21 protein-coding genes and 1 tRNA gene are annotated in these 22,099 nt (G+C 42.0%); 4 read left to right on the forward strand and 18 right to left on the reverse strand.

The features are described from left to right. Window positions 1-157: 157 nt before the first annotated feature. The 12 genes from NPE20_RS24945 to NPE20_RS25000 form a co-directional block, all read right to left on the reverse strand. A complete protein-coding gene (locus NPE20_RS24945) occupies window positions 158-1,141 on the reverse strand; it encodes a DUF3078 domain-containing protein (RefSeq protein WP_256541433.1) in 984 nt (327 codons plus the stop codon). A 79-nt stretch (window positions 1,142-1,220) separates the two neighbouring features. Beyond that, entirely contained in the window at window positions 1,221-1,550 is a 330-nt protein-coding gene (locus NPE20_RS24950; RefSeq protein ID WP_256541434.1) for a hypothetical protein, read from the reverse strand. Next, complete coding sequence (locus tag NPE20_RS24955) at window positions 1,529-2,284, reverse strand: hypothetical protein (RefSeq protein ID WP_256541435.1); 756 nt, start codon at window positions 2,282-2,284, stop codon at window positions 1,529-1,531. The genes NPE20_RS24950 and NPE20_RS24955 overlap by 22 nt, the downstream gene beginning before the upstream one ends. A gap of 62 nt (window positions 2,285-2,346) precedes the next feature. After that, a complete protein-coding gene (locus NPE20_RS24960) occupies window positions 2,347-3,177 on the reverse strand; it encodes a glucosaminidase domain-containing protein (RefSeq protein WP_256541436.1) in 831 nt (276 codons plus the stop codon). 45 nt (window positions 3,178-3,222) lie between these two features. Then, window positions 3,223-3,774 (reverse strand): glycoside hydrolase family 73 protein, encoded by a 552-nt coding sequence (locus NPE20_RS24965; protein ID WP_256541437.1) that lies wholly within the window; start codon window positions 3,772-3,774, stop codon window positions 3,223-3,225. A gap of 2 nt (window positions 3,775-3,776) precedes the next feature. Next, window positions 3,777-4,415: an O-methyltransferase gene (locus NPE20_RS24970; RefSeq protein WP_256541438.1), complete on the reverse strand. Its 639-nt coding sequence runs from the start codon at window positions 4,413-4,415 to the stop codon at window positions 3,777-3,779. 75 nt (window positions 4,416-4,490) lie between these two features. Then, entirely contained in the window at window positions 4,491-7,226 is a 2,736-nt protein-coding gene (ligD, locus tag NPE20_RS24975) for a DNA ligase D (protein ID WP_256541439.1), read from the reverse strand. A gap of 12 nt (window positions 7,227-7,238) precedes the next feature. Continuing rightward, window positions 7,239-7,412, reverse strand: coding sequence for a DUF3606 domain-containing protein (locus NPE20_RS24980; protein WP_256541440.1), 174 nt, complete (start codon window positions 7,410-7,412; stop codon window positions 7,239-7,241). A gap of 81 nt (window positions 7,413-7,493) precedes the next feature. Further along, the gene (locus NPE20_RS24985) at window positions 7,494-7,889 is read right to left on the reverse strand and encodes a VOC family protein (RefSeq protein ID WP_256541441.1); all 396 of its coding nucleotides are present in this window, start codon (window positions 7,887-7,889) and stop codon (window positions 7,494-7,496) included. A 20-nt stretch (window positions 7,890-7,909) separates the two neighbouring features. Beyond that, the gene (locus NPE20_RS24990; protein ID WP_256541442.1) at window positions 7,910-8,359 is read right to left on the reverse strand and encodes a YybH family protein; all 450 of its coding nucleotides are present in this window, start codon (window positions 8,357-8,359) and stop codon (window positions 7,910-7,912) included. Between the two features lie 376 nt (window positions 8,360-8,735). Beyond that, window positions 8,736-9,929 (reverse strand): threonine synthase, encoded by a 1,194-nt coding sequence (locus NPE20_RS24995; protein ID WP_256541443.1) that lies wholly within the window; start codon window positions 9,927-9,929, stop codon window positions 8,736-8,738. A gap of 198 nt (window positions 9,930-10,127) precedes the next feature. Beyond that, the gene (locus NPE20_RS25000) at window positions 10,128-10,583 is read right to left on the reverse strand and encodes a hypothetical protein (RefSeq protein ID WP_256541444.1); all 456 of its coding nucleotides are present in this window, start codon (window positions 10,581-10,583) and stop codon (window positions 10,128-10,130) included. A gap of 146 nt (window positions 10,584-10,729) precedes the next feature. On the opposite strand from NPE20_RS25000, the gene NPE20_RS25005 reads away from it, so the two are divergent. Both NPE20_RS25005 and NPE20_RS25010 read left to right on the forward strand, forming a co-directional pair. Continuing rightward, a complete protein-coding gene (locus NPE20_RS25005; protein WP_256541445.1) occupies window positions 10,730-11,128 on the forward strand; it encodes a hypothetical protein in 399 nt (132 codons plus the stop codon). A 78-nt stretch (window positions 11,129-11,206) separates the two neighbouring features. Then, window positions 11,207-11,398 (forward strand): hypothetical protein, encoded by a 192-nt coding sequence (locus NPE20_RS25010; RefSeq protein WP_256541446.1) that lies wholly within the window; start codon window positions 11,207-11,209, stop codon window positions 11,396-11,398. A 71-nt stretch (window positions 11,399-11,469) separates the two neighbouring features. Here the strand turns inward: NPE20_RS25010 and NPE20_RS25015 are convergent, their stop codons facing one another. Further along, window positions 11,470-11,949, reverse strand: a complete 480-nt coding sequence (locus NPE20_RS25015) for a hypothetical protein (RefSeq protein ID WP_256541447.1) — start codon at window positions 11,947-11,949, stop codon at window positions 11,470-11,472. A gap of 159 nt (window positions 11,950-12,108) precedes the next feature. On the opposite strand from NPE20_RS25015, the gene NPE20_RS25020 reads away from it, so the two are divergent. Next, window positions 12,109-12,975: an OmpA/MotB family protein gene (locus NPE20_RS25020; RefSeq protein ID WP_435529218.1), complete on the forward strand. Its 867-nt coding sequence runs from the start codon at window positions 12,109-12,111 to the stop codon at window positions 12,973-12,975. Window positions 12,976-13,107: 132 nt separating this feature from the next. Here NPE20_RS25020 and NPE20_RS25025 read toward each other — a convergent pair whose 3' ends face one another. The 5 genes from NPE20_RS25025 to NPE20_RS25045 all read right to left on the reverse strand — a co-directional run bounded on the left by NPE20_RS25025 (window position 13,108) and on the right by NPE20_RS25045 (window position 18,578). Then, window positions 13,108-14,268, reverse strand: coding sequence for an acyltransferase family protein (locus NPE20_RS25025; RefSeq protein WP_256541449.1), 1,161 nt, complete (start codon window positions 14,266-14,268; stop codon window positions 13,108-13,110). Between the two features lie 478 nt (window positions 14,269-14,746). Beyond that, complete coding sequence (locus NPE20_RS25030; RefSeq protein ID WP_256541450.1) at window positions 14,747-15,904, reverse strand: hypothetical protein; 1,158 nt, start codon at window positions 15,902-15,904, stop codon at window positions 14,747-14,749. 530 nt (window positions 15,905-16,434) lie between these two features. Further along, a tRNA-Pro gene (locus NPE20_RS25035) sits at window positions 16,435-16,508 on the reverse strand. Between the two features lie 70 nt (window positions 16,509-16,578). Next, window positions 16,579-17,259 (reverse strand): response regulator transcription factor, encoded by a 681-nt coding sequence (locus tag NPE20_RS25040; protein ID WP_256541451.1) that lies wholly within the window; start codon window positions 17,257-17,259, stop codon window positions 16,579-16,581. A gap of 59 nt (window positions 17,260-17,318) precedes the next feature. Then, a complete protein-coding gene (locus tag NPE20_RS25045; protein ID WP_256541452.1) occupies window positions 17,319-18,578 on the reverse strand; it encodes an MFS transporter in 1,260 nt (419 codons plus the stop codon). A gap of 205 nt (window positions 18,579-18,783) precedes the next feature. On the opposite strand from NPE20_RS25045, the gene NPE20_RS25050 reads away from it, so the two are divergent. After that, on the forward strand, window positions 18,784-22,098 hold the full coding sequence (locus NPE20_RS25050; protein WP_256541453.1) for a DUF4175 family protein: 3,315 nt from the start codon (window positions 18,784-18,786) through the stop codon (window positions 22,096-22,098). The last annotated feature ends 1 nt before the right edge of the window (window position 22,099 follow it).

Raw genomic sequence — 22,099 nt, forward strand, 5'->3', positions numbered from 1 at the left:
AGGCCTCAGCTTTAAACTATCTAACACCAAACACTATTCACCAACAAAAAATCCTTGCCAGTATTACCTGACAAGGACTATATTTATTCTTTAATTATTGTCAACTTATTTCAGGACAACTCATGTCTCAATGTTAATGACGTGCAAATAAGTTGAATTACGGGAATTTATACAATATTCCGAGCGAAAGCCCCTCTGTTCCTTGTATGTCGGGTATCCCGGTGTTTTTATCAAATAGTAATGTGCCGTTTATAGATACATTTATAAGGCGGTTAACCTTTGCCGAAAGTATCGCATCTAAACGGTGTCGGGTGTAGCTAATTGGTTGACCGTAGGGTATAAACATTTCGTAACGGGCATTCAGGTGCATGTTTTTGGCAATATCCTTATCAAAAATACCAACCACCTGGAATGCTATGTCATTTCGCACTTTTTTGTTATTCGCGGTATCAACCCCGTATGATTGCACCTTGCGCACAGAATCGTCTAAAACAAATGTTTGGCGGGCAGTACCCGTACCTAAACGCAGGTCGAAATATGTGGTGGGTTTATACTCAAAACCGATAGATTCTGTAATGTAACCCGGCGCCATAAAGTTTGATATCAGCAACGGTGGTGCCTGGTTGTTAGCATCATACTGGTACCCCTTGTCAAACTGAGACTCGAACGTTAATGAACCGAAGAAGAACCAATGCTTTGACATTTGGGTGGCTATTTTGTTATCCCAAAAAATACGGTCGTTTGTTTTGCGTGACGATTGCCCTTTATTTTTGGATTTCCCGTATTGCAGGTTAAGCTCTGAAACATAGCTGAACGGGGCCTTATTATACTCTACCCGGTACACAAAGGTAGATCCAATGGCAATTGAGGAAACGCCCCCGGCAGCGTAGTTGTTACTAAAAGCCGCCTGGTTAAAGTTTAATCCGAAGGCTACAAACTTGCGCCAGTAACTTATCTTATAATCCAGCATGGTTACCGGTATCAGCTCCTGCTGTATCTGTATGGGGGTTGGTGGTACCGGTATAGCATTCTTTTTGCTTTGAATACGGTACTTATTGAGCAGGTTGCTATCTATTTTAACCGTGTCTTTTTTCACGGTGTCGGCTGTTTGCGCATTCGCAGACAGTGTAATTGTGATCATCAGTAGTAAAAAAAGCCTGATACCTGTTTTCAACATATTCACAAATAAAAAGCAAAAATCTGTTATTTCATTGTTTTAATTAAAAATACCTGAACCAACTATACATTTTCCGACACTTTAGATAGCCGGGGTCAGCATCTTTTGCATAGGCTTCCCGTTCAAAAACAATGTTTAAGTAGGCCTTATCATGGTTTCGATATTTTGCAATATTAATTAAGTAATTTATTAGATACAATACGTAGAAGGGGATAACCAACAGCTCGGCTTGCTGCTTTAAGTGAATGCGTTCGTGGTTAATGAGTATTGCATCTGTTAATAAGCTTTTATTATTCACCAGTATAAACGGGAACAACGCCATACCGCTTACCTTTAAAAACGGCGCAACTATTATTTTGTATCGGTATCCCATTTAACCTGTGGCAACGGGGCAAGCTCATACGCCCGTGGGTGGCGCAGATAGCGTTTTAAATTATTGCGGATATAGTTGATGAACTCATAATCGCCGGCGGTGGTAACCAGGTAATAACCGGGGCGATACTTCTGCATAAAATCCGTTAGTTTTGGTTCTTCCAGGTGGGTTATGCCCTGTACAAAAGCTTTATTAAAGCGATAGTCGATAATATTTTGGCGGTATTCAGCATCAATTATGCCGCGCAGTTTTTCTGCATTGCGGCCGCTTTTGCTAAAGGCATTATATAAGGCATCTATACTAAATCCTACACCTGATTGCCCCACGCTTAACAGGTTCGAGTTATTTAATGACCCGTAGATCTTGCTGTACTCTTTTTGTGTATTAGCCAATCGCCTTTGTGGGTTCAAAAAACTATCACGAATGGTTACCTCCTGTAATGGTATAGCTTTAGGACGCATATAAACTGCCATGGCCGAATAGTCTTTTATCTTGATAGTATCAGAATAATGGTCGGCTTTGCTAAAAACCAGTACATCGCCGGGTTGGGCGGCAATATTAAACTCTCCCTTAAAGGTGTTATAAACCGATTTGCCCGATGTAACGTTCAATACATTTACTTTTGCAATACGCGCCTTGGTGTCTTTATCAAACACAATGCCCGTAACCTCTTTTTGCTGCGAAAAAGCGGAAGCGCATACTATGCTTAAAAAAAGGGTAAGCCAAAACTTCATTATAAAGTTTAAAGCTAAACGTTTGGGAAGGGATAAACTATACTTTAACAATCTTTAACACACTATTTCACTACAACAAGCTTCTGACCTATCCTTAGATTGTTGTCGGTCATTTTGTTAAGCGCTTTTAACTCATCAACAGTGATACCAAAACGTTTAGAAATATTGTATAGTGTATCGCCCTGTTGTATGGTATAAATTTTATCGTCGGGTGGGGTTTTGGTAATTGAATCTTGCTGTGGTTGGCCAACGGTATCGTTTATCTCCGTTAATACCCGGTCTTCACGTTTTATTTTAGCCAGCTCGCCCTCGGGGCGGTCATACTGGTCAAGCTGGTATTTATTAATAATGTTAAGCAGCAACTGTGGGTATTTGGGGTTGGTTGCATAACCACAAGCCTTTAAGCCGTAGGCCCAGCCATTAAAGTCATTCTTATCCAACTCAAAAAGCCGGGCGTAGTTTTTCTTCTTTAAAAATTCGGAATGGTCCCGGAAAGATTCTTCGGGGTTGCTGTACACCCTAAAACAATCGTTAACATTATCATCGTTTTTGTAATAGCTTTCGCCTTGCCACGTACTGCCGCATTTTATTCCGAAGTGGTTATTGGCCACTTTGGCCAGTTCGCTGTTACCACTGCCCGACTCAAATAAGCCCTGTGCCAGGGTAATGCTTGCGGGTATCCCATAACTGTTCATTTCCTGAATGGCAATGTCTTTAAAACGTTCAATGTATTCCAAAGAGCTAAGATCCTTATGCTGCGCAATGGATGACTTATTCCGTTTCTGAATAGCTTTGTTGTTTTTTGACGCCTTACTTTTGCTAATGGTGCCCTTATGCGCCGAGCATGACGTAAATAATAGAGTGGCAATTAATAATGTATATATTCTACGCATGTAGTTAGCTTATTTTAGCCAAACTTAAGGTTAAAAATATAATTATTACTCGTTAGTTGCCATTTCCTGTTTAGTTGAATCAGGTGCGGCATCGTCATCAAGTTCGTTAAGGTCATATTTGTTAATGATGCCTAAAACCTGTGCCGACCATTTTTTGCTGCTTGCATACCCACCACGTTGTATGCCTTTTGCCCAGGCTTTATAATCATATTGGGTAAGATTATCCGCCAGATGGCTAAATGGCTTCCGCTCTGTCATGATGCGGGCAAAATCTTTAAAAGAATCTAACACGTTATCGTAACGCTTATAAGCCGACCTAACTTTTTTCTTGTTTTTGTAATAAACCACAGTGCCTCCGCCTTTTACTCCAAACTGGTTGTTAAGATTTTTGGCAATGGCACTTTTGCCGCTGGCAGATTCATGCATGGCAACGCCTAAAATTATACTTGCGGGCACACCTGTTTCATGCATAATGCGAATGGCATTATCTTTGAACTTCTCTATGTAAGATTGTGCTGCGTTTTGTGCCGATACGGCTGTTGTAGATGCAATTAATGCTGAAACTGAAAGTAGTGTAATAGTTAAGAGTTTCTTCATAATTATTTTTTTCTGATGATCAATATGCCATCACGTACAGGCAGAATTAGTTTTTCAACCAGTGTGTTAACAGCTATTAGTTCATTTAGTTTGCGAATATTCTCGGTATCGGCATCTTTTTCAGCGCCAAACACCTTTCCTTTCCACAAAACATTATCAATTATTATTAAGCCTCCTGGCCTCACTTTATCAATTACTAACTCAAAGTACTTAAAATTATTTCGTTTATCGGCATCAATAAACACCAGGTCAAAGTTAGTTTCCTTTAAATCAGCTATTACAGCCTCTGCTGCGCCAAAATGAAGCTTGATCTTTTTATCCACATTTGTTAGTTTAAAATGTGAATTTATCATTTCCTCAAATTCGCGGTTAACCTCAATGGTGTGTAAAACGCCGCCTTCAACAAGTCCTTCGGCCAGGCAAATGGCCGAGTAGCCGGTAAACGTACCTATCTCTAAAATAAGCTTTGGCTGTATCATTTTACTGAGCATGCTCAGTACCCGGCCCTGGTAATGCCCCGAAAGCATATGTGGTTTCAGCACCTTCAGGTAGGTATCCCGGTTTATCTTTTGCAACGCCTCTGGTTCAGGGTCGCAATGGTTATCAAGGTAAGCCTGCAAGGCCGGATCAAGGATCTCCATGGCGGCAAAGATAAGAAATTTGAAATAAATGAATTTTTACGGCATTAGTTGGTTGATAATTAACACTTTATTGCATCATGGTTCAAAAATGCTCTTCGCTTTCTTAATCGTTTTTTCCAGATCAATGCCTTTTCCTAAAACGCCCTCAAATAGGTCGCCTTCCTTTTTTAGGCGGGCAATAGAGTTATGGATGGTAAAATGCTTCATGGTTAAACCTGGCTTTACCTCGTCCCAATGCAGTGGCATAGAAACGGTTGCGCCGGGTTTTGGCCTTAACGAATAGGGCCCGGCAATGGTTGCGCCCGGGCGGTTCTGCAAAAAATCGAGGTACATTTTACCGCTACGGTTTTTAACCATCCGTTCAAGTGTTGTATAATCGGGGATCTGTTGATGTACAATGTTTACAACAAGCCGGGCAAACATTTGCGACTGGTCATAGTCATACCTGGCACCCAGCGGAATATAAATGTGCATCCCGGTAGAGCCCGATGTTTTACAGTAGGAGGGCACGTCTATGGCATCTAAAACTTTCTTTACTTCCTGGGCGGCTTCTATTACCTGGTCAAAGGTGTTTTTATCCGGATCAAGGTCTATAATGCAATAGTCCGGGTTATCAGGCGATTGAATCCGGCTAAACCACGGGTTCATTTCAATACAACCTAATGATGCCATCCATAAAAGGGTTGCCTCGTCGTGCCCCACCAAATAATCTTTATCCTCACCCTCGCTGGTGGTGTAGGGGAATGTGCGTACCCAATCCGGAGATTTGCCGCGTACATCTTTTTGGTAAAAGCTTGGCCCATGGATCCCGTTAGGGAAACGGTTAAGCGATTGGGGCCTGTCTTTCAAATAGGGCAGGATATATTCGGCTACCTGATAGTAATAATTGAACATATCACGCTTGGTAATCCCATCCTCTGGCCAGTAAACCTTGCTGAGGTGGGTAAACTTCAAATCGTGCCCGCAGATCTTTTTTACCTGGGTTTCCTCCTTAGGGTTTAGCAGTGTGCGCTTGGTAGACTCTTTTGGCGCGCTTACCAACTTGTGTTTTCCCGATTTTTCTTCGGTGTGATGCTCTTCCTCAACTATTTCAGCTGTATCCGCTTCTATTTCGCGCACCACATCCTTTGCTTTTTTATCCTCCCGCATCCCTTCAAACGAGGGGTGACGGAAAACACCATCACTGGTTACTTCGGCAAAACTCACTTCACAAACCAGCTCGGGTTTTAGCCAGGTGGCTTTTGCCTTTGGCGGATTTGGGCGGAATCTTGAGGGTTTATTTACGTCCGGTTCGTACCCAAAAGGGCTTTTTTCCGTCCTTAAAACGTCAAATTTCGCCATCATTTCCTTCTGTAGTTTATCAGAAAACCCGGTACCAACCTTGCCGACATATTGAAGTTTTTCGCCCTCGTAAACGCCCAACAAAAGTGAGCTGAATTGCTTGGCCGTCCCCTCGTTTTTGGTAAAGCCGCCAATAACAACCTCCTGCCTTTTATTTATTTTTATCTTGAGCCAATCTTTGGAGCGGTTATCAGGCAGATAAGTACTGCTCGCTTTTTTGGCCATGATGCCTTCTAATCCTATTTTGCCCGCCGCCTCAAAAAACTCGGTACCGTTGGCTTTAAAAACCTGGCTTAGGCGCACGCGGTCGTCATCAGTAGGGATAACTTCTTTCAGGATAGCCTGGCGCTCTATCAGCGGCAGGTTCATCAGATTTTTTCCTTCGTACCAAAGTATATCAAAAATGTAGAGCACCAGTTCACCGTCGGCCTCGCTGCGCCAGTTTTGCAGGGCACCAAAGTTTGATACGCCTTTATCGTTCAGCACCAGTATTTCGCCATCAATAACCGCGTTCAGCTTCCAGCTTTCCAGCAGCTTTTTTAGCGGGTAATATTTCTCGTTAAAGTCTTTGTTGTTGCGCGATAGCAGTTGCACCTCGCCTTTATTAATGAAGCCCAATGCGCGGTAACCGTCCCATTTTACCTCGTAGATCCAGTCGGGGTCATCAAAAGGCTCATTCACTAGCGTGGCCAGCATGGGTTTTATGCCTGTGGGTATTTTGCCTTTGGGCGCTTTTTTTAGAATGGCAGCAGTATCCAGCTTTTCTTCTGATGTCTCCTCAGCCATGTCCGCTATTTCTTCGGTAGGCTCCGGGAGTTTTTTTTTTGAGGATCCCTTCTTTGGCTTTTTTTCTTCAACGTCCTGCTCTCCACCGTCCTTCCAAACCTTTTCGCTGGTCTTTTCCATTGTTTCAATGGTTTTACCGGATAGGACAGATTTATCCTTTTTAGTGATATCTGCTTTTGATGCAAAATCGTCCTTATGCTTAATAAGCAGCCAGCCGTTCTCGCCCATGCCATGCGTTTTCACCAGGGCATATTCGCCCTCCAGCTTTTCGCCGTGAAGTTTTATTTTTAGCGAGCCTTCTTTAAGTTGTTTTAAAAGGTGCTTTTCCTGGGCTTTTTTGCCTTTTATTTCTTCAATCGGCTCATAGGTTCCCTCGTCCCATACTATAACGGTACCGCCGCCATATTCGCCCTGCGGGATGATGCCCTCAAAGTTGCGATAGTCGAACGGGTGGTCTTCCACCATCATGGCCAGGCGTTTGGTTTGAGGATCGGTTGATGGGCCTTTGGGTATAGCCCAACTTTTTAATACGCCCTCCATTTCCAGCCTAAAATCATAGTGCAGGCGCGATGCATCGTGCTTTTGGATCACGAACATCAGCTTATCCTTATCCTTGCTTCTTCCGGCTTTGGGTTCGGCGGTTTTTGTAAAATCCCGCTTTTCAACGTATTTTTCGAGGCTCATGGCTTGGCTGCTTTATTTGTTCAGATATTTCTGCACAGCTTCTACAGATGTGCCCACTGCTTCAACCGCTTCTTTTATCCTATCCCTGCTTACGCCAAACTTTTCACTCCAGTATTGCAGTTCGTAATCCTCGTTTACGTTTATTCTATCCCTATCGGGGCTGCCAACATTTTTTGTACTGTCCATAATATTACTGTTTTAGATAAACAATAAACAGCCTGCCGCAATTATGGTTTGAAAAGAAATTAATTAGTAATTAACCCCCTGCTAAGAGTCGATTTCAATTACCGATAAAATATTGCCGGCCGGGTCTGTAAACCAGGCAATATTAGGGCCGCCATTTCCTTTAGAAATGTTGTTTTCGTCAGTTTTTAAATACTCGCTGTCGTACCTTTCAAATCGTACACCGCGGGCTTTTAACTCTTTCACGGCGGCTTCAATATCTTTCACCGGGAAATTCAGGATAGTAAAAGTTGCCGGCGTATGGTTTGGTTTTGGATAGATCAATATATTGTTATCATTACCATTGATATGAACCGTGAGCATGCCGCCCATTTCGTCGTTCTTATCAACCTGCAGGTCCAATGTTTCGCCGTAAAAATCTTTTGCTTTGTCGATATCATTTACCGAAAAGCCACTGAATGCTTTTGAATCTTTTAACATGATATTTAATTTAATATTGATTATTCTGGTTTAAGATCAAACATGGCCATGCCGGTTTCCATATCTATCGGTTCAGAGTTATGTTCATGGGTGATGAACCATTTACCGCCGACTTTACGGTAGCCATCGGTTGTACGGTACCACATATCCATTTCTTCGCCTTTGGCATTGGTGCCGTAGGTGCGGGTAAGGCAATGGCTGTAGGCAATATCGCCGCTAACCGCTATTTCAAGATTGGCTATCTCCTGGCTAATCGGGCTCTCATAACCGGCAAACCAGTTTTCCAGCCGCTTTTTAATGGCATCGCGAGTGTTGTTTTGCAATGGGCTCATCAAATCGAAGGTCACCACATCCGGCGGGTAGTTTGATAACAAACCCTCAAGGTCCCGGTCATAAATCGCTTTTATTTTAGCATCTAATAAATTCTTTATTTCCTGCTGCGAGGCAGATAAATCATTTCCTGAAGCCATAATTGTTCTCCTGTTAATTGGTTGATGTACAGCATAAGTGTTCGGAAGATTAGCGTTTGGGCTAAAGCCCATTTTCTACCCTCTCTATCCGGCCCATAAATGGGACGGCAATGAATTAGAAATTATAAGAATCACTTATATATCATTGCCGTTGGCTTCAGCCAACGGATTACAAACAAAAGCACATAAGGCTTTAGCCAAAATCCGGAGGCTGAGCGTTATTTTGTTTCTTACGAACACCTATGATGTATACAGGTACAAAAATGCAGCCAATAAGTTGATTAAGAAGGGCGTGAACGCGACAATTTAAGGGGTATAAGGAGACAACCCGAAATTAATTCCGGGTTGCCTTTAAGAAATAAGATCTGATATTTGTTTAGATCTCGATATTCTCGAGGTATTTGTATCCACTGCCCGTATTCACCAATACAATGGTTTCGCCGGGTTGGATCCATCCGGATGATTTGAGCTTTTTGTAGGCCTGCCATAACGCCGCGCCTTCGGGCGCCATCAGCACCCCTTCGTGGCGGGCAATCTCTTTTACGGCCGCGCTCATCTCACTATCGCTAACAGATAGCGCTATGCCTTTGCTATCGCGAAGCACTTTTAAGATAACTTTATCGGCATATGATTTTGGTACACGTAAGCCATTGGCAATGGTAAAACCTCCGTCTACAAATTCGGCATTGCTGTGGCCGCCGTTAAACGCGGTAACTATGCCATTGCAGCTTTCGGATTGTACGGCTACCATGCGCGGGCGCTTGCTGCCTATCCATCCTATCTGTTCCAGTTCGTCAAAGGCTTTCCAGATGCCAATAAGCCCGGTACCGCCGCCTGTTGGATAGAACACAACATCCGGCAGTTGCCAGTTAAACTGCTCGGCAATTTCAAAGCCCATCGTTTTTTTACCTTCCAGCCGGTATGGTTCCTTCAGGGTAGAGATCTGGAACCAGCCTTTCTCTTCGGCACCTTCGGCTACCAACTTTCCGCAATCGGCAATATTACCATCAACCTCTACCAGTTGCGCACCGTACAGTCGGCATTCATCTTTAAAAACCTGCGGGGTAAGTTTCGGCATGTAAACAACCGCTTTTACCCCAGCCCTGGCTGCATAAGCGGCTAAGGCACCACCTGCATTGCCGGCTGTTGGCGTGGCAATAGTTTGTATGCCCAGTTCTTTTGCTTTTGATACCGCCATGCCTATTCCTCTGGCTTTAAACGAGCCTGTTGGGTTGCCCGCTTCATTTTTCCAGAAAACCTCATTGCCTTCGGTAAAATGCCTAAGGTTTTGTATAGGCAAAATAGGGGTAAAGCCTTCGCCCATAGTAACAATATTTTCAGGGTCGATAACCGGCAGCAGTTCACGGTAGCGCCACATATTTGCGGGGCGATCTTTCAGGATAGCTTTATCAAGCGGCTGGCTCAGATCGTACTGTGCAAATAATGTGCTTTTGCAGGCATCATTGGTGCAAAAAGTATTTGTTAATGATGCATCGTATTCAGCGCCGCATCCCGGGCATTTTAAATTTATTAATAATGAACCTGTCCCCGTCGCAATATCGTTTATCATAATTTGTATAATCTCTTTTTAATTATTAACCACACCCGCATCCAATTATGGGTTTAAGGTGTCCTAACCATTAACGATGCTTAATGTGGCAAGGTATCAACTCCAATATCTATCCGCAAATTTTTAGCGATAATGTTACCCGGTTGGAATTATGAATAGCCTTTATATTAGCTTAACTATCACAAGCGGATAAACGAATTAAGGAATAAATATTGACGCGCTAAGTTCTGCTTCAGATGGGGTTTGGGTTGCGCTTTCTAATGTTATTTTGGGTAATAGGATAATAATACCGTCTTTATTTTTGGTGAAATTAATTGTTATAGGATCGCCTTTATAGGTGTACGCCCCAAAACTGCCTACTACTTCTAATTTAAATTGTAATCCTATTAATGGATCGTCTGATGATACAAGGTCATAAGCGGCAGCTTCTGTTGGCTTAGCCGGAAAACTTAACCTTAACGTGTTCCCCACTTCATCCTGAAATGCATATTGACCGGCACCACCACCACTTGACCAAATTGCAAATGCAACGTTGTGTTTAGTGTTATTAAGGGTCCACGTACTTTCATAAACCGGCGCTTGAGCTTTATCTTTTTTACATGAGCCGGCGATCATTAGGATGAAGGAAATTAAGATCAGTAAATATTTTCTCATAATAATTCAGAATATAAGTGTAAGATATATGTTTTAATTTTATTCTGTAAATTTATCCATATGTGTGCGTTAGGTATATGTCCGTGTATACGCCCCGGGTCTTCATCCCACAAAACAATCATTAATTAAAAAGCTATATTTACTTATTGAAACACGGTAAGCTACATATCGCTATTAAATGCAAAGCAAAAAAAGGCATGCTCTTTTTGGCCTTGTTGCTTAGCTTTTTTACATTTTCTGGCGCGGCAAGTATCGCGCAGCAAAATAACCTGCTTACACAATCGGAACTGATTTTGCCAAACAGCCAAATTACCAGAAGCTCCATCAATTATAAAAGCGCAGCCCGGCAACTCTATAAAATTCAACATGCCTATTTAAGCAGTAAAAATGCATTTGCTGCTACGATAGTTTTTAACAAGCTTGTTGCCACGCAACACCTGCATTTAATTAGCCTTGCCTTACCCAACCCGCAAGTAGTTTTTCAAAGTTACACGAATACCCCTCACGCTACAGAACCAACACACCAGCTACCTTACAGGGCATAAGCCCCAACCCAACAATTTACTGGTTTAAGTTTTAACGGCCCGGCTGTGCTTACGCATAATGGGCGCTTATTTGTATGGATGAAAAGGTTCAAAAAGGTACTGAGGCTTTGTGGCCTGGTTTTATTTTTATTATTAGCGACCGGGGGAGTATCGCTTACCGGCATTGCGCCTGTGCCACCTAAAAACCGCAGGATGATCAACACCGAAAGCGTTATAGAGATGGAGGAGGATAGCAAGCAAGAATTGCCTGCCGATGAGGCTTTTTATTAAGCACTATATAAATAAGTCCGCCTAAACAGGCGGACTTATTATTAGAAACGGCTAACCGTATGAATAAACGACTATTGCTCGTAAACTGATGCGGTTAATGTCAAAATGGGGGCCGGGGATGCAACCGTTACCCTCACTTCGGGTATAGTTACTTTAATTTTATTATTCTTGGTAAAACCTATTTCAACAGAAACCGGGCTTCCTGTGAAATACCAGCCACCCCCTGCTTTATCGTAAACGTAAAGCCGGCACTCTGTCCCTGAAAGCTTTTCTCCATCAAATGCAGTAATTTGGTACGTTCCTGTTGCTGTTGGCAACGCGACAAAATCCAATCTTAATTTCGCTTTTCCACCATTTGCGTCGTCTTTAAATACGATAGATGCTTCTGTATTAGCGGTAGCCTCGCTACGGGTTGTGCTTGAAACGACGCTTAATGTGCCATCTAACGTCCAGGTATTATCTGGTACTACAGGTGCTTCTTCGCCGCTTTTTTTGCATGCCCCAAATAAAAGCAAGGTACAAGCCAACGTTACTATTAGTCCTTTTTTCATGATTAGTGTTTAAGTTATAGCTGGCAAATATGCAGCATTTATTTGAAGGATACCGCAATGATTCGCTATCGTTATTACTTGGGCCCGGATTCCCATTTAAAACTTTCTGCTCTATTGGTGGTTAAGTGATTAACAATTTATTTTTTAACCAAATTTTATATTATGAAACTCAAAATATTTATGCCGATACTTTTTATTGTAGCAATCGCAGCCTCGAGTTGTGTAAGCAATAAAAAATACAAAGAACTGCAAGCTAATTACGACAAACTGGATAGCAACACCCGTGAAATGCGTGGTAGATACCTGCTTACCGAAAGAAACTTTGCAGTGGCAACCGACAGGATAAAAAGCCTTGATGAACAATTATCATCAGAACGGGCTAATAACAAACAATTACAATCTGCCCTCGACAAGTGTTTAACCTCAAGCGGCCAGGGTAATGTTAACATCTCTAAACTAGTTGACGAGATAAACAGCTCTAACAAGTACATTCAGCAATTAGTGAACGCCAAAAACAAAAGCGATTCGCTTAACATGGTGTTAACTAACAATTTGACCAGGTCATTAAGTCAGCAGGAAATGCAGGATGTTGATGTGCAGGTATTAAAAGGTGTTGTTTATATTTCGCTATCCGATAACATGCTGTACAAATCTGGCAGTTACGAAATTTCTGATAAGGCGGGACAAACCCTTACTAAAATTGCCAAGATCATTAAAGATTACAGCACCTATGATGTGCTGATTGAGGGAAACACCGATAATGTTCCGATTTCGCAAAAGAACATTCGTAATAACTGGGACCTGAGCGCACTAAGAGCGTCTTCCGTAGTGCAGGCCCTGCAAAACAATTACCAGGTTGACCCCAAACGTTTAACCGCGGGTGGCCGTGGTGAGTATAACCCTATCGCTGATAATAATACAGCCGCTGGTAAATTAAAAAACAGGCGTACACAAATTATCATTACACCTAAGCTGGATCAGTTTATGGACCTGATAGGAAAAGCTCCTGAGAAACCAAAACAATAACAAAATAGCAATTATGTGAAAGGCCGGCTCAAATGAGCCGGCCTTTGTTGTTTTATTAATTGTTGTGAGAAATTATGCCTACAATACTTTAAGCTTCTACTTAAAAGTACAATTTGAAAGCCTCTATAGGGACTATATGGAACCCTTATTTGAACTTAATTGCAACCTAACACTCCTTGTAGATTGCATGTACTCCACCTCTCTTTTAGGTTTTCTGAAGGTATATAGCCACCATAAATTATACTTTAAACAAAAGTTATAAAAGAATACAGGCAGCACAATACCAGAAGACCAAACCAAAAGAATAAGTGTTGGAGCATGATCAATCTGTAAAATACTGCCAAAAAAGATACGGGCAAAATTCATAACGATCATCTGCATACAGTATATGAACAAGGAATGATACCCTACTATTCTTATCCAGGTAAAAAGTTTATGCTTCTGAAGTAAAAACGAAAAGTTGATGGATATGGCGCATCCAACCAGCGCTTCAAAAAGGAAAAAGAATGGCATTTTTCGCTCTACAAAATTGTTCCCGTGGGCACTTGGCCTCAGGTTTATTTCGGTAAAATAGTATTGGATGATTAAAAAAAGCACCAATAAGGGCACAAATATTTTCCACGATGAAAACCGTTGTATGTTTTTTTCATCCAGCATTACCTTTGAAATAAGGTCGCCCAGCGCGAAAAATATATAGTATCCAAAAACATCAGTTAAAAAGCCTGCAGACAGATCATTAATGTGGATATATGCAGATACCGAAAAAAGAATCAGGCCCAATATTACCTGTAACCAGGATTTCAACTTAAACACCGATTTAAAAACGGCATAGATCACCCCAATGCAAAACAAAGCATTAAGGTACCAGAAATGCCCCGTATCGCGCGGATCTGTGATCAGTTTAAGATATTTTGAAGGGCCTATCCGTTGATCGATAGTCAACTGTGTAAACCGTGCCGCTATGATCTGAAATGAAATCTCGATAATGCCCCATATAAGCAATGGATATAAAATATTATTGGTGCGGTTACCTATATAATTACCAAGCCCCTTTTTATTAAGGCTCCTGCCAACTAGCAGGCCAGACACAATAAAGAACAAGGGCATCCGGAAACCGTAAAAAAATGTCCCGATGTAATTGAAAAATGGATAATTACTTAAATCTAACCCGTGACCCTGCAGGGTGGCAAGGGCATGCCCATACCCAACCAGCAAAATACTGATGCCTTTATCGTAGTCGATCCAAAGCCACCTTTTTTCATTTAATATAAACTTTGAGTTAAAAGGATCCATGGGCATTTTTATTTAATTGTGTTGCGCCATATACAACTGGTTATCAGTGTTTAAAGATACCATAGGCAACTTTAATAAGCAAACAAAGGTGAAAAGCGTGAAATCTGGCACAGAAAATTACACACATTAGCTTAGGGGTTGCTACACAACAAGCAGGCGTTGCACCTGTATAGATGAGTGGATGTGCCATACTCCCGGCAACTTAACAGCCTTTTGCATATATGCAGATGCGAGTGTATAACTTTATATTTTGGGAGAAACAAAATGTAGCAGCATACGATAGCAGGAACGGATAAGAGTTGCCACCTTTAAAAGTATACTTAACTACATTTTATACTAAAAGTGGGCGTTTCGGAGATATGTTACACCCTATTCCGTAGCAAAACTGACCACCTGTTTTACAGAGGCAATCGGAGGGTTTGCTGTTTGGCCATTTCCTGCTAACGGAGTATGAAAAGCAACAAGTATAAATACCTTTTCATAATCCTGCCTTTGAAAGTTTCTTATTGATTTCTTCCAGTTTCTGTTGAAGCTTATCGGCCTGTAAACGTAAATCTTTTTCTCTTTTCTCCGCGTCAATCAGGTATAAGGTCAGCTCTTCAATTTTTTTTGTCAGTATCTTATTCATATCACCCAAATTCAGCCCATTGGCCATAACCTCTTTTTCTGATGGCATGCCCGGCAGGTGGTGGTTCTGGTCAATGTAGTTCTTAACCTCGGTAAGGGTCCGTAGCTTATAATCTTTTTTAAATACATAATCCGGCCATTCATTCTTTACCTTAACTGTTACAGATGTGGCAATGACACTGCCGTTGACTGCCAGTTGGTAACCTGCAGGCCGGTCTGTTGTACCGATACTAACACTTCCCCCATTCGGGTTCAATAGTAGCGGGTAAGTTGCGTTAAGTGCAGTTTGGCTGGTTGCCTGCAAATAGGAGCCCGATGCCCCGTTAACCCCGAAGTCCAATACGGCTTGGCTGCTTGAACCCTGCAGGCGTAACACACCTGTTTGAGCAGTTCCGGTTGTGGCAGGGAATCCTGTTATCCCAAAAATGTGCGTTTTTAATCCGGGGGTAGTTGTGCCAATACCCACATTTCCGGTGGCGTTCCAAATGCCTGATCCCGGAAGGTTAACAACACCTGCGAAACTATTTTTATACGGCAAAAGGAGCTGGTCAGTCCCGGTCAGGGCTTCATCAACCGCCGTCCAGCCCTGAAAATTGATTGCTACATCCTGGGGCATGCCCCTTGAATAAACACTTACCGTAAAGCGTGAATAGTAAGCCTTATCATTAATAAATATTACCACTTTGCCATCTTCATTGGCTAGTGTTATTGGTGGGGTGTAATTACCATAAGAGGAAATGGAGGCATTGAAAAAGGCTGGTGGTGTGCCATATACATAAAAGCTGATCTGAAGCCCGATAGCAGAAGCACTCACATAGTTATAGCCCTCCAGGATAATAGTGGGCATATTCGAGGTCGATGTAAAAGGTATGTTGGTTTTGATCTTCACGCCGTTAACCGGGGTGGCGTTTAAAGAATAATTTACAATATTGTTATAATTCTGGGCCTGTGTGGTTGTGCAGGCAAATAGCAAGCCAATGAGAATAAGAGAGAGTAGTTTTTTTTTCATGAAGGATAAGCGTTTAGGTAAACAGATGACAAAACAAACATGCCACCCTTTTTGATAAGCCAATGTAAAAACCAAGTTGATTTACATTAACAAACCACTAATTATACGGAAGTTCAATGTGATAAGTTATACATCCGGATTGGTAATTCTGCACTTTCATATATTTTAAAAGGTAACAGCGTCCAATCAAGTAGTTCTGTAAACGCTGTATGCAAGGATTGACCGCAAGCAAATTTCTCAAAAGTTGTAAGTAAAGATTTAATCGGTGTCATTGCAGTGAGTTTTAATGTCGAGTGAATTCTCGAACAGATTCACTGTTGTAACGCAGCATTAAGGAAAGGTGGGGATATAAGAATATGTGGAGGCACCACTTATGGAAACACATATTCGTTATACTATCTTGAAACAAAGTGGTCATTTATTCCACGGGGAAATCTGTTAGCATAAACACAATATCATTAGTATACAAATCACCAAAAAAGCATATCCAATTGGTTACAAACCTTTCAAATATGCTTCCTTCTTTTTAGTCGGGATGGCGGGATTCGAACCCACGACCTCCAGCACCCCATGCTGGCGCGATACCGGGCTACGCTACATCCCGAAGTTGGGTTACAAATATAATAACGGGTATAAAAAATAAAAAGAGTTTCGAGAAACAACCTATAAAAACCCTAAATCAGATCAAACGCCCTTGCGTATTGCATCAGTCCGTAGGTGCTGGCGTTTAGTTTTTGCTTGATATTCTTCCGATGGGTTTCGGCCGTGGTAACCGAGATGAATAACTCTGTCGCTATTTCGGTAGCACTTTTGCCTAATGCTATCTGCGTAAGTACTTCTTTTTCGCGTTTGGTTAATTTAGCGTAGCTCTTAAAGTTTCGTCGTAAAAAGTTGTTCTCCCCTAGTAACCGTTCTGCTTTTGCTGTCATATGATGCATAGCATCAACAGGTATGGCAATAGTTATGGTTAAACTCGGGTTACCGGCATCGTCGCGCATAAATATCTTTGTGCTCGACAGGTGCCAACTCCAATCATCATTATCCGGAAATTTTACCTGTTGGAAAAAAGAAACAGACTCATCATCGTTGTTTCTTTCCAGCAATCCCATAATCTTCGGTACATAGTCTTCTGCGTCCTCGCTGTTAAAATATCGGTTATGATACTCATCGTATGAAATAGACCTTATTTCCTCCATGGTAGTACCCAATTTACGCAGGCCCCTTTCAGACATGTAAACCACTATTCTTTCCTTCAGATCATGCACAACAACAACACAGGGTAAATGGTCGAGCGTAATTAAGTGTTCGTCAATTTTAGTTCTTAATTCCGTGGGAAGATCAATTTTGTAAAGCATCTCCTAAAATAAGACTAAAAACCTTTTGCACAACCCGTTAATTCACGGTTTATATTGGGTTAAACCGCCTGTAAATGTTGTTCTTCAACCGCCATTACGTTGTGCCGTTGTTTTAGTTTTTCTTTACGCAAGTAGCGCATATGCAGCAGGCCAATAAGCAGGGCGGCAATCCCTTCGCACAAAATAGTATCAGGTGCGCCTATCCATTTAGATACCGAGCCAACTAACAAGCCACCAATTGGTTGCAGCCCGAAAAAGGCCATAGCGTAAAAGCTTATTACCCGGCCGCGCATTCCGGGTTCTACAGTGGTTTGTATAAGTGTATTGCTTATGGTGATCTGCGACATCATCCCGAAACCGGCAATGGTAGCAAATACTAAAGCCAGCGGATAAGTATTTTCATGCGAGAACAAAACCAACCCAACCCCAAATATCAGCGTGTTAATACTAAGGATCTTTTTTAAATTGTTCCCGGCCTTTAACGATGCCAAAAATATTGCCCCGCTAAAAGCGCCAAGGCCAATTACACTATCAATAACCCCAAATGTAGTGGCATTGCCTTTAAACACCTCGCGGGCGTAGTAGGGTATCAGGGTGCTAAAGGGCAGTACCAGTAAACTAATAAGCCCCAACATTAATATCACATAGGAGATAGATGGCGTAGCTTTAAGATATGCAAAGCCCTCTTTTAGTTCGTCGAATACATTTTTTACATGTGCTTTTTTTACGTATTTAGGTAAGCGCATCATCAATAATGAACCCAATACAGCTATAAAACTTGCCGCGTTTAGCGCGAAACAGGCGCCGTCGCCCCAGTATTCTAATATAAAGCCGGCAATACCCGGTCCAATTAAACGCGAAAGGTTTACCATAGATGAATTGAGTGCCAGTGCATTGGGCAGATCCTTCTTATCTTCGATCATTTCGTACACCAGCGATTGCCGTGCCGGGACATCAAATGCATTTATAACTCCCAGCACCGCGCTTAGCGTCAATATTTCCCAAACGGCATAGTGTTTTAGTAATATCAATATCGCTAACAGGCTTGCCTGTAGCATAGATGCTACCTGCGTGGTAAGCAATACCCGGTAACGGTTGTATCTGTCTGATACTACTCCTCCAAAAAGTGACAATAAAAACGACGGAAATTGGCCGGCGAAAAGCGTGAGGCCCAGCATAAAGGTAGAGTGCGTAAGGGTGTAAATTACCCAGCTTACGGCTGTTCTTTGCATCCAGGTACCAATTAGGGAAATGGACTGCCCGGCAAAATATAAACGATAATTACGGCTGTGGAATGCTTTAAAGGTGGTGATATTCATTGTATACTTAATCAACGACAAAAATTGATCTGGAATTGTTTTTTTAACCCTTTATAATAATTAAATTACGGTATCCTGTCATTAATAGGTCAAACATCACCTATTTTCTTAGTTTTCGTTCTTAAATAGGTGGAAAACACCCTTTATGCATATTAATTAATGTATTAATTTCGTTTATTGCGTATGTTGGTAGCTTAACCCGAATATGACTCCCGCCGAAAATTATGATTTGTTGATAGAAAAGATCAACACCTTCATCCGTAAGTATCATTATAATAACCTGCTACGCGGGCTGATATTTTTGGGCGCGGGCCTATTTTCGGCTTATGTTGTGATTGCGCTGGGTGAGTATTTTGGCAATTTTAATACCCTGCTGCGTACCATTCTTTTTTACTTTTTCATTGTACTTAATTTAGGGCTGATTGTTTGGCTGGTTTTGCCACCGCTTTTGGCGCAACTAAAATTGGGTAAAACCTTAACACATGACCAGGCAGCAGAAATTATTGGCCGGCACTTCACCGATGTGCACGATAAGCTGCTGAACACCCTGCAATTAAAAAAACAAGTCACCGAGAACGCTGAACACCGCGAACTGATAGAGGCCAGCATCAACCAAAAAATAGAAACATTAAGGCCTGTAAGTTTTCCATCGGCTGTAAACATTCGCGAGAATAGTAAATACCTGAAGTGGGTTATCCCGCCCGCAGCCATTATTTGCATTATTGCTTTCGCGGCGCCATCGGTGCTAACAGAAAGCACCAAAAGGCTCATTCGCCATAACGAATATTTTGCACCGGTCGCACCTTTCCAGTTTGTGCTGCTAAACAAAAATCTGTCTGCAGTGCAGGGCGAAGATTACAAGCTTGATTTGAAATTAACCGGCGATAAGTTACCCGGTGATGTTTATGTAGAAACAGCCAACACCACCTTTAAACTTGATAAAGATAATATCAGCAGGTTCCATTACCTGTTTAACAATTTGCAGCAAAATACAACGTTCCGGCTGTCTGGCAATGGATTTAAATCTGTGCCCTACCAGATAAAAGTTAACCTTAAACCCGTTCTGTTGCACTTTGATGCCGAACTGAATTATCCTGCCTATCTCCACAAAAAAAATGAAACGGTAGCTAATGCCGGCGACTTAACCCTACCCGCAGGAACTACTGTTAACTGGAAATTTCACACACAAAATGCTACGGCACTCCTGTTTAAAATAGATGGCAGTAATAAAACGATCCAACCATCAAATAACGACTTGTTCGAGCATCGGGAAAGGATCCTAAAAAATACGGCTTATAATGTTAGTCCGCTGAATAACGCGGTTAAGCGCAGCGATTCGGCCAGTTACCGTATTAATGTGATTGACGATGAAGCCCCATCTATTGAGGTACAGGAAAAACCCGATTCGGTAAGCATGAAAGCCTTTTACTTTAACGGCCGGATACAGGACGATCATGGTTTTTCATCGCTAACATTCCATTACAAAACCGTTGGTAAGGGCGCCGAGCGGTCGGTTACCAAAGCGGTAAAGGCAGACCTGGCAGCTACGCAAACAGATTTCTTTTATTTTTGGAATTTGAAAGAACTTGGCATAAAACCCGGCGACGCGGTTGTTTATTATTTTGAAGTTGCAGATAACGATGGTGTTGCCGGCCCTAAAACAGCACGCACACCCGAGCGTACATTAAACCTGCCGGATGCAGCCCAATTAGCCGAAGAATTAAACGCGGGTTCGCAGGCGGTAAAAGAAAAAATGCAGTCGGCGGTGAAACTGGCCGCGCAGGTAGAGAAAAGCGCGCAAAAGTTAAATCAGTCATTGTTAGATAAAAACAATCTTTCTTTCGATGAGAAAAAACAGGTAGAAGAGCTGCTGCAAAAACGCAAGGACCTGGAAGATCTGGTAAAAGAGATACAAGACGATAATAAAAAGAACCTATACAACCGGCAAGAAAACCAAAAGCAGACACAGGAACTGATGGATCTGCAGAAGCAAATAGAAAACCTGTTCAACAACGTGCTGGATGATAAAACCAAAGAATTGCTCCAAAAACTGCAGCAGTTACTACAAGAAAATCAAAAAGATAGCACCCGCGATGAGTTGTCTAAAATGCAAATGGACAATAAATCGTTAAAGAAAGAACTTGACCGGATCCTGGAATTATACAAGAAGCTTGATTTTGAACAAAAGCTTAATCAAAACATTAACCAGCTTAACCAATTGGCCGACGATCAGAAAAAGCTGGCCGACCAAACCCAAAAAGCGGGCAATAGCGATAAGGACCTGCAACAGCAGCAAAAACTTAACGAGCAATTTGATAACATCAAAAAATCGTTAGATGACCTGCAGAAAGAAAACGAGAAGAACGGCGACAAGCAGGATTTTAAAAACCCGGAGAGCGAGAAAAAAGCCATTGACGAACAGATGGATAAAAGCTCGGATGCGTTGAAAAAGAATGAACGCCAGCAGGCCTCAAAATCGCAGCAGCAGGCAGCAAAACAAATGAAGCAGCTTGCAGATAAAATGCAAAGCGATGAGGCCGAAGGGCAGGAAAGCCAAAACGCTGTTGATGCACGCCAATTACGCGAGCTATTAAAATCGCTTGTCAACAGCTCCTTTACACAAGAAAAAATCATGCAATCGTTGCGGACCACCAACCCAGCCGACCCTGCTTATGTAACTTTGGCGCAAAAGCAAAAAGATGTTAAGGATAATTTGAAAACCGCCGAGGATAGCTTATATTCGTTAAGCCGCCGCATCCCACAGATACAATCTACTGTTAACAAAGAAATTACCGGCATTAACGAACAAATTGACCAGGCACTGGAAAACTTGGGCGAGCGTAAAACCGCAGAAGCCAACCGAAACCAACAATTTGCCATGACCAGCATGAATAACCTGGCACTGATGTTGAGTGAAGCGTTGGATCAATTGCAAAAGCAGCAAAATAAAAGCGGTAAAGGCAAGGGCAAACAACCTTCTTTATCGCAATTGAGCAAAATGCAGCAGCAATTGAACCAGAATATGCAAAAGGCGCGCGATCAGATGCAAAAAATGGGCAACCCTCAACAAGGGAAGAGCGGCCAGCAGGGAATGAGCGAGCAATTTGCCAAAATGGCACGCGAGCAGCAAATGATAAGGCAATCGTTACAGCAAATAAATAAGGAAAATAATAAAGATGGGACCAATGGTTTGGGCAATTTGGATAAAATTTCAAAAGAAATGGAACAAACTGAAAACGATCTCGTAAACAAGAAAATCACAAATGAAGCGTTAAAACGTCAGCAGCAAATACAAACACGTTTACTGGAGGCGGAAAAAGCGGAACAGGAGAGAGAGCAGGACCAAAAGAGGGAAAGCCGCGCAGCAAGCAATATGCCGCCCGGATATATTAAAGCTTTGCAAAATTACGAACAGGTTAAAACAAAGCAAACGGAACAGATTAGAACAGTACCTGCGACAATTAACTTGTATTATAAGCAAAAAATTAAAAACTACTTTGATCAACTTAATGGAAAATGAT

Origin of the sequence: Mucilaginibacter aquariorum (assembly GCF_024498135.1) — a bacterium.
GTDB classification, from domain to species: domain Bacteria; phylum Bacteroidota; class Bacteroidia; order Sphingobacteriales; family Sphingobacteriaceae; genus Mucilaginibacter; species Mucilaginibacter aquariorum.

What these genes read in the sequence shown, in the direction of transcription:
- ligD (WP_256541439.1), bottom strand. Translation starts at nt 7,226, where the DNA reads ATGAGCCTCGAAAAATACGTTGAAAAGCGGGATTTTACAAAAACCGCC.
- NPE20_RS25025 (WP_256541449.1), bottom strand. Translation starts at nt 14,268, where the DNA reads ATGGATCCTTTTAACTCAAAGTTTATATTAAATGAAAAAAGGTGGCTT.
- NPE20_RS25050 (WP_256541453.1), top strand. Translation starts at nt 18,784, where the DNA reads ATGACTCCCGCCGAAAATTATGATTTGTTGATAGAAAAGATCAACACC.
- NPE20_RS24955 (WP_256541435.1), bottom strand. Translation starts at nt 2,284, where the DNA reads ATGAAGTTTTGGCTTACCCTTTTTTTAAGCATAGTATGCGCTTCCGCT.
- NPE20_RS24980 (WP_256541440.1), bottom strand. Translation starts at nt 7,412, where the DNA reads ATGGACAGTACAAAAAATGTTGGCAGCCCCGATAGGGATAGAATAAAC.
- NPE20_RS24950 (WP_256541434.1), bottom strand. Translation starts at nt 1,550, where the DNA reads ATGGGATACCGATACAAAATAATAGTTGCGCCGTTTTTAAAGGTAAGC.
- NPE20_RS24945 (WP_256541433.1), bottom strand. Translation starts at nt 1,141, where the DNA reads ATGATCACAATTACACTGTCTGCGAATGCGCAAACAGCCGACACCGTG.
- NPE20_RS25000 (WP_256541444.1), bottom strand. Translation starts at nt 10,583, where the DNA reads ATGAGAAAATATTTACTGATCTTAATTTCCTTCATCCTAATGATCGCC.
- NPE20_RS24970 (WP_256541438.1), bottom strand. Translation starts at nt 4,415, where the DNA reads ATGGAGATCCTTGATCCGGCCTTGCAGGCTTACCTTGATAACCATTGC.
- NPE20_RS25010 (WP_256541446.1), top strand. Translation starts at nt 11,207, where the DNA reads ATGAAAAGGTTCAAAAAGGTACTGAGGCTTTGTGGCCTGGTTTTATTT.
- NPE20_RS25015 (WP_256541447.1), bottom strand. Translation starts at nt 11,949, where the DNA reads ATGAAAAAAGGACTAATAGTAACGTTGGCTTGTACCTTGCTTTTATTT.
- NPE20_RS24995 (WP_256541443.1), bottom strand. Translation starts at nt 9,929, where the DNA reads ATGATAAACGATATTGCGACGGGGACAGGTTCATTATTAATAAATTTA.
- NPE20_RS24990 (WP_256541442.1), bottom strand. Translation starts at nt 8,359, where the DNA reads ATGGCTTCAGGAAATGATTTATCTGCCTCGCAGCAGGAAATAAAGAAT.
- NPE20_RS24985 (WP_256541441.1), bottom strand. Translation starts at nt 7,889, where the DNA reads ATGTTAAAAGATTCAAAAGCATTCAGTGGCTTTTCGGTAAATGATATC.
- NPE20_RS25045 (WP_256541452.1), bottom strand. Translation starts at nt 18,578, where the DNA reads ATGAATATCACCACCTTTAAAGCATTCCACAGCCGTAATTATCGTTTA.
- NPE20_RS24960 (WP_256541436.1), bottom strand. Translation starts at nt 3,177, where the DNA reads ATGCGTAGAATATATACATTATTAATTGCCACTCTATTATTTACGTCA.
- NPE20_RS25040 (WP_256541451.1), bottom strand. Translation starts at nt 17,259, where the DNA reads ATGCTTTACAAAATTGATCTTCCCACGGAATTAAGAACTAAAATTGAC.
- NPE20_RS25030 (WP_256541450.1), bottom strand. Translation starts at nt 15,904, where the DNA reads ATGAAAAAAAAACTACTCTCTCTTATTCTCATTGGCTTGCTATTTGCC.
- NPE20_RS24965 (WP_256541437.1), bottom strand. Translation starts at nt 3,774, where the DNA reads ATGAAGAAACTCTTAACTATTACACTACTTTCAGTTTCAGCATTAATT.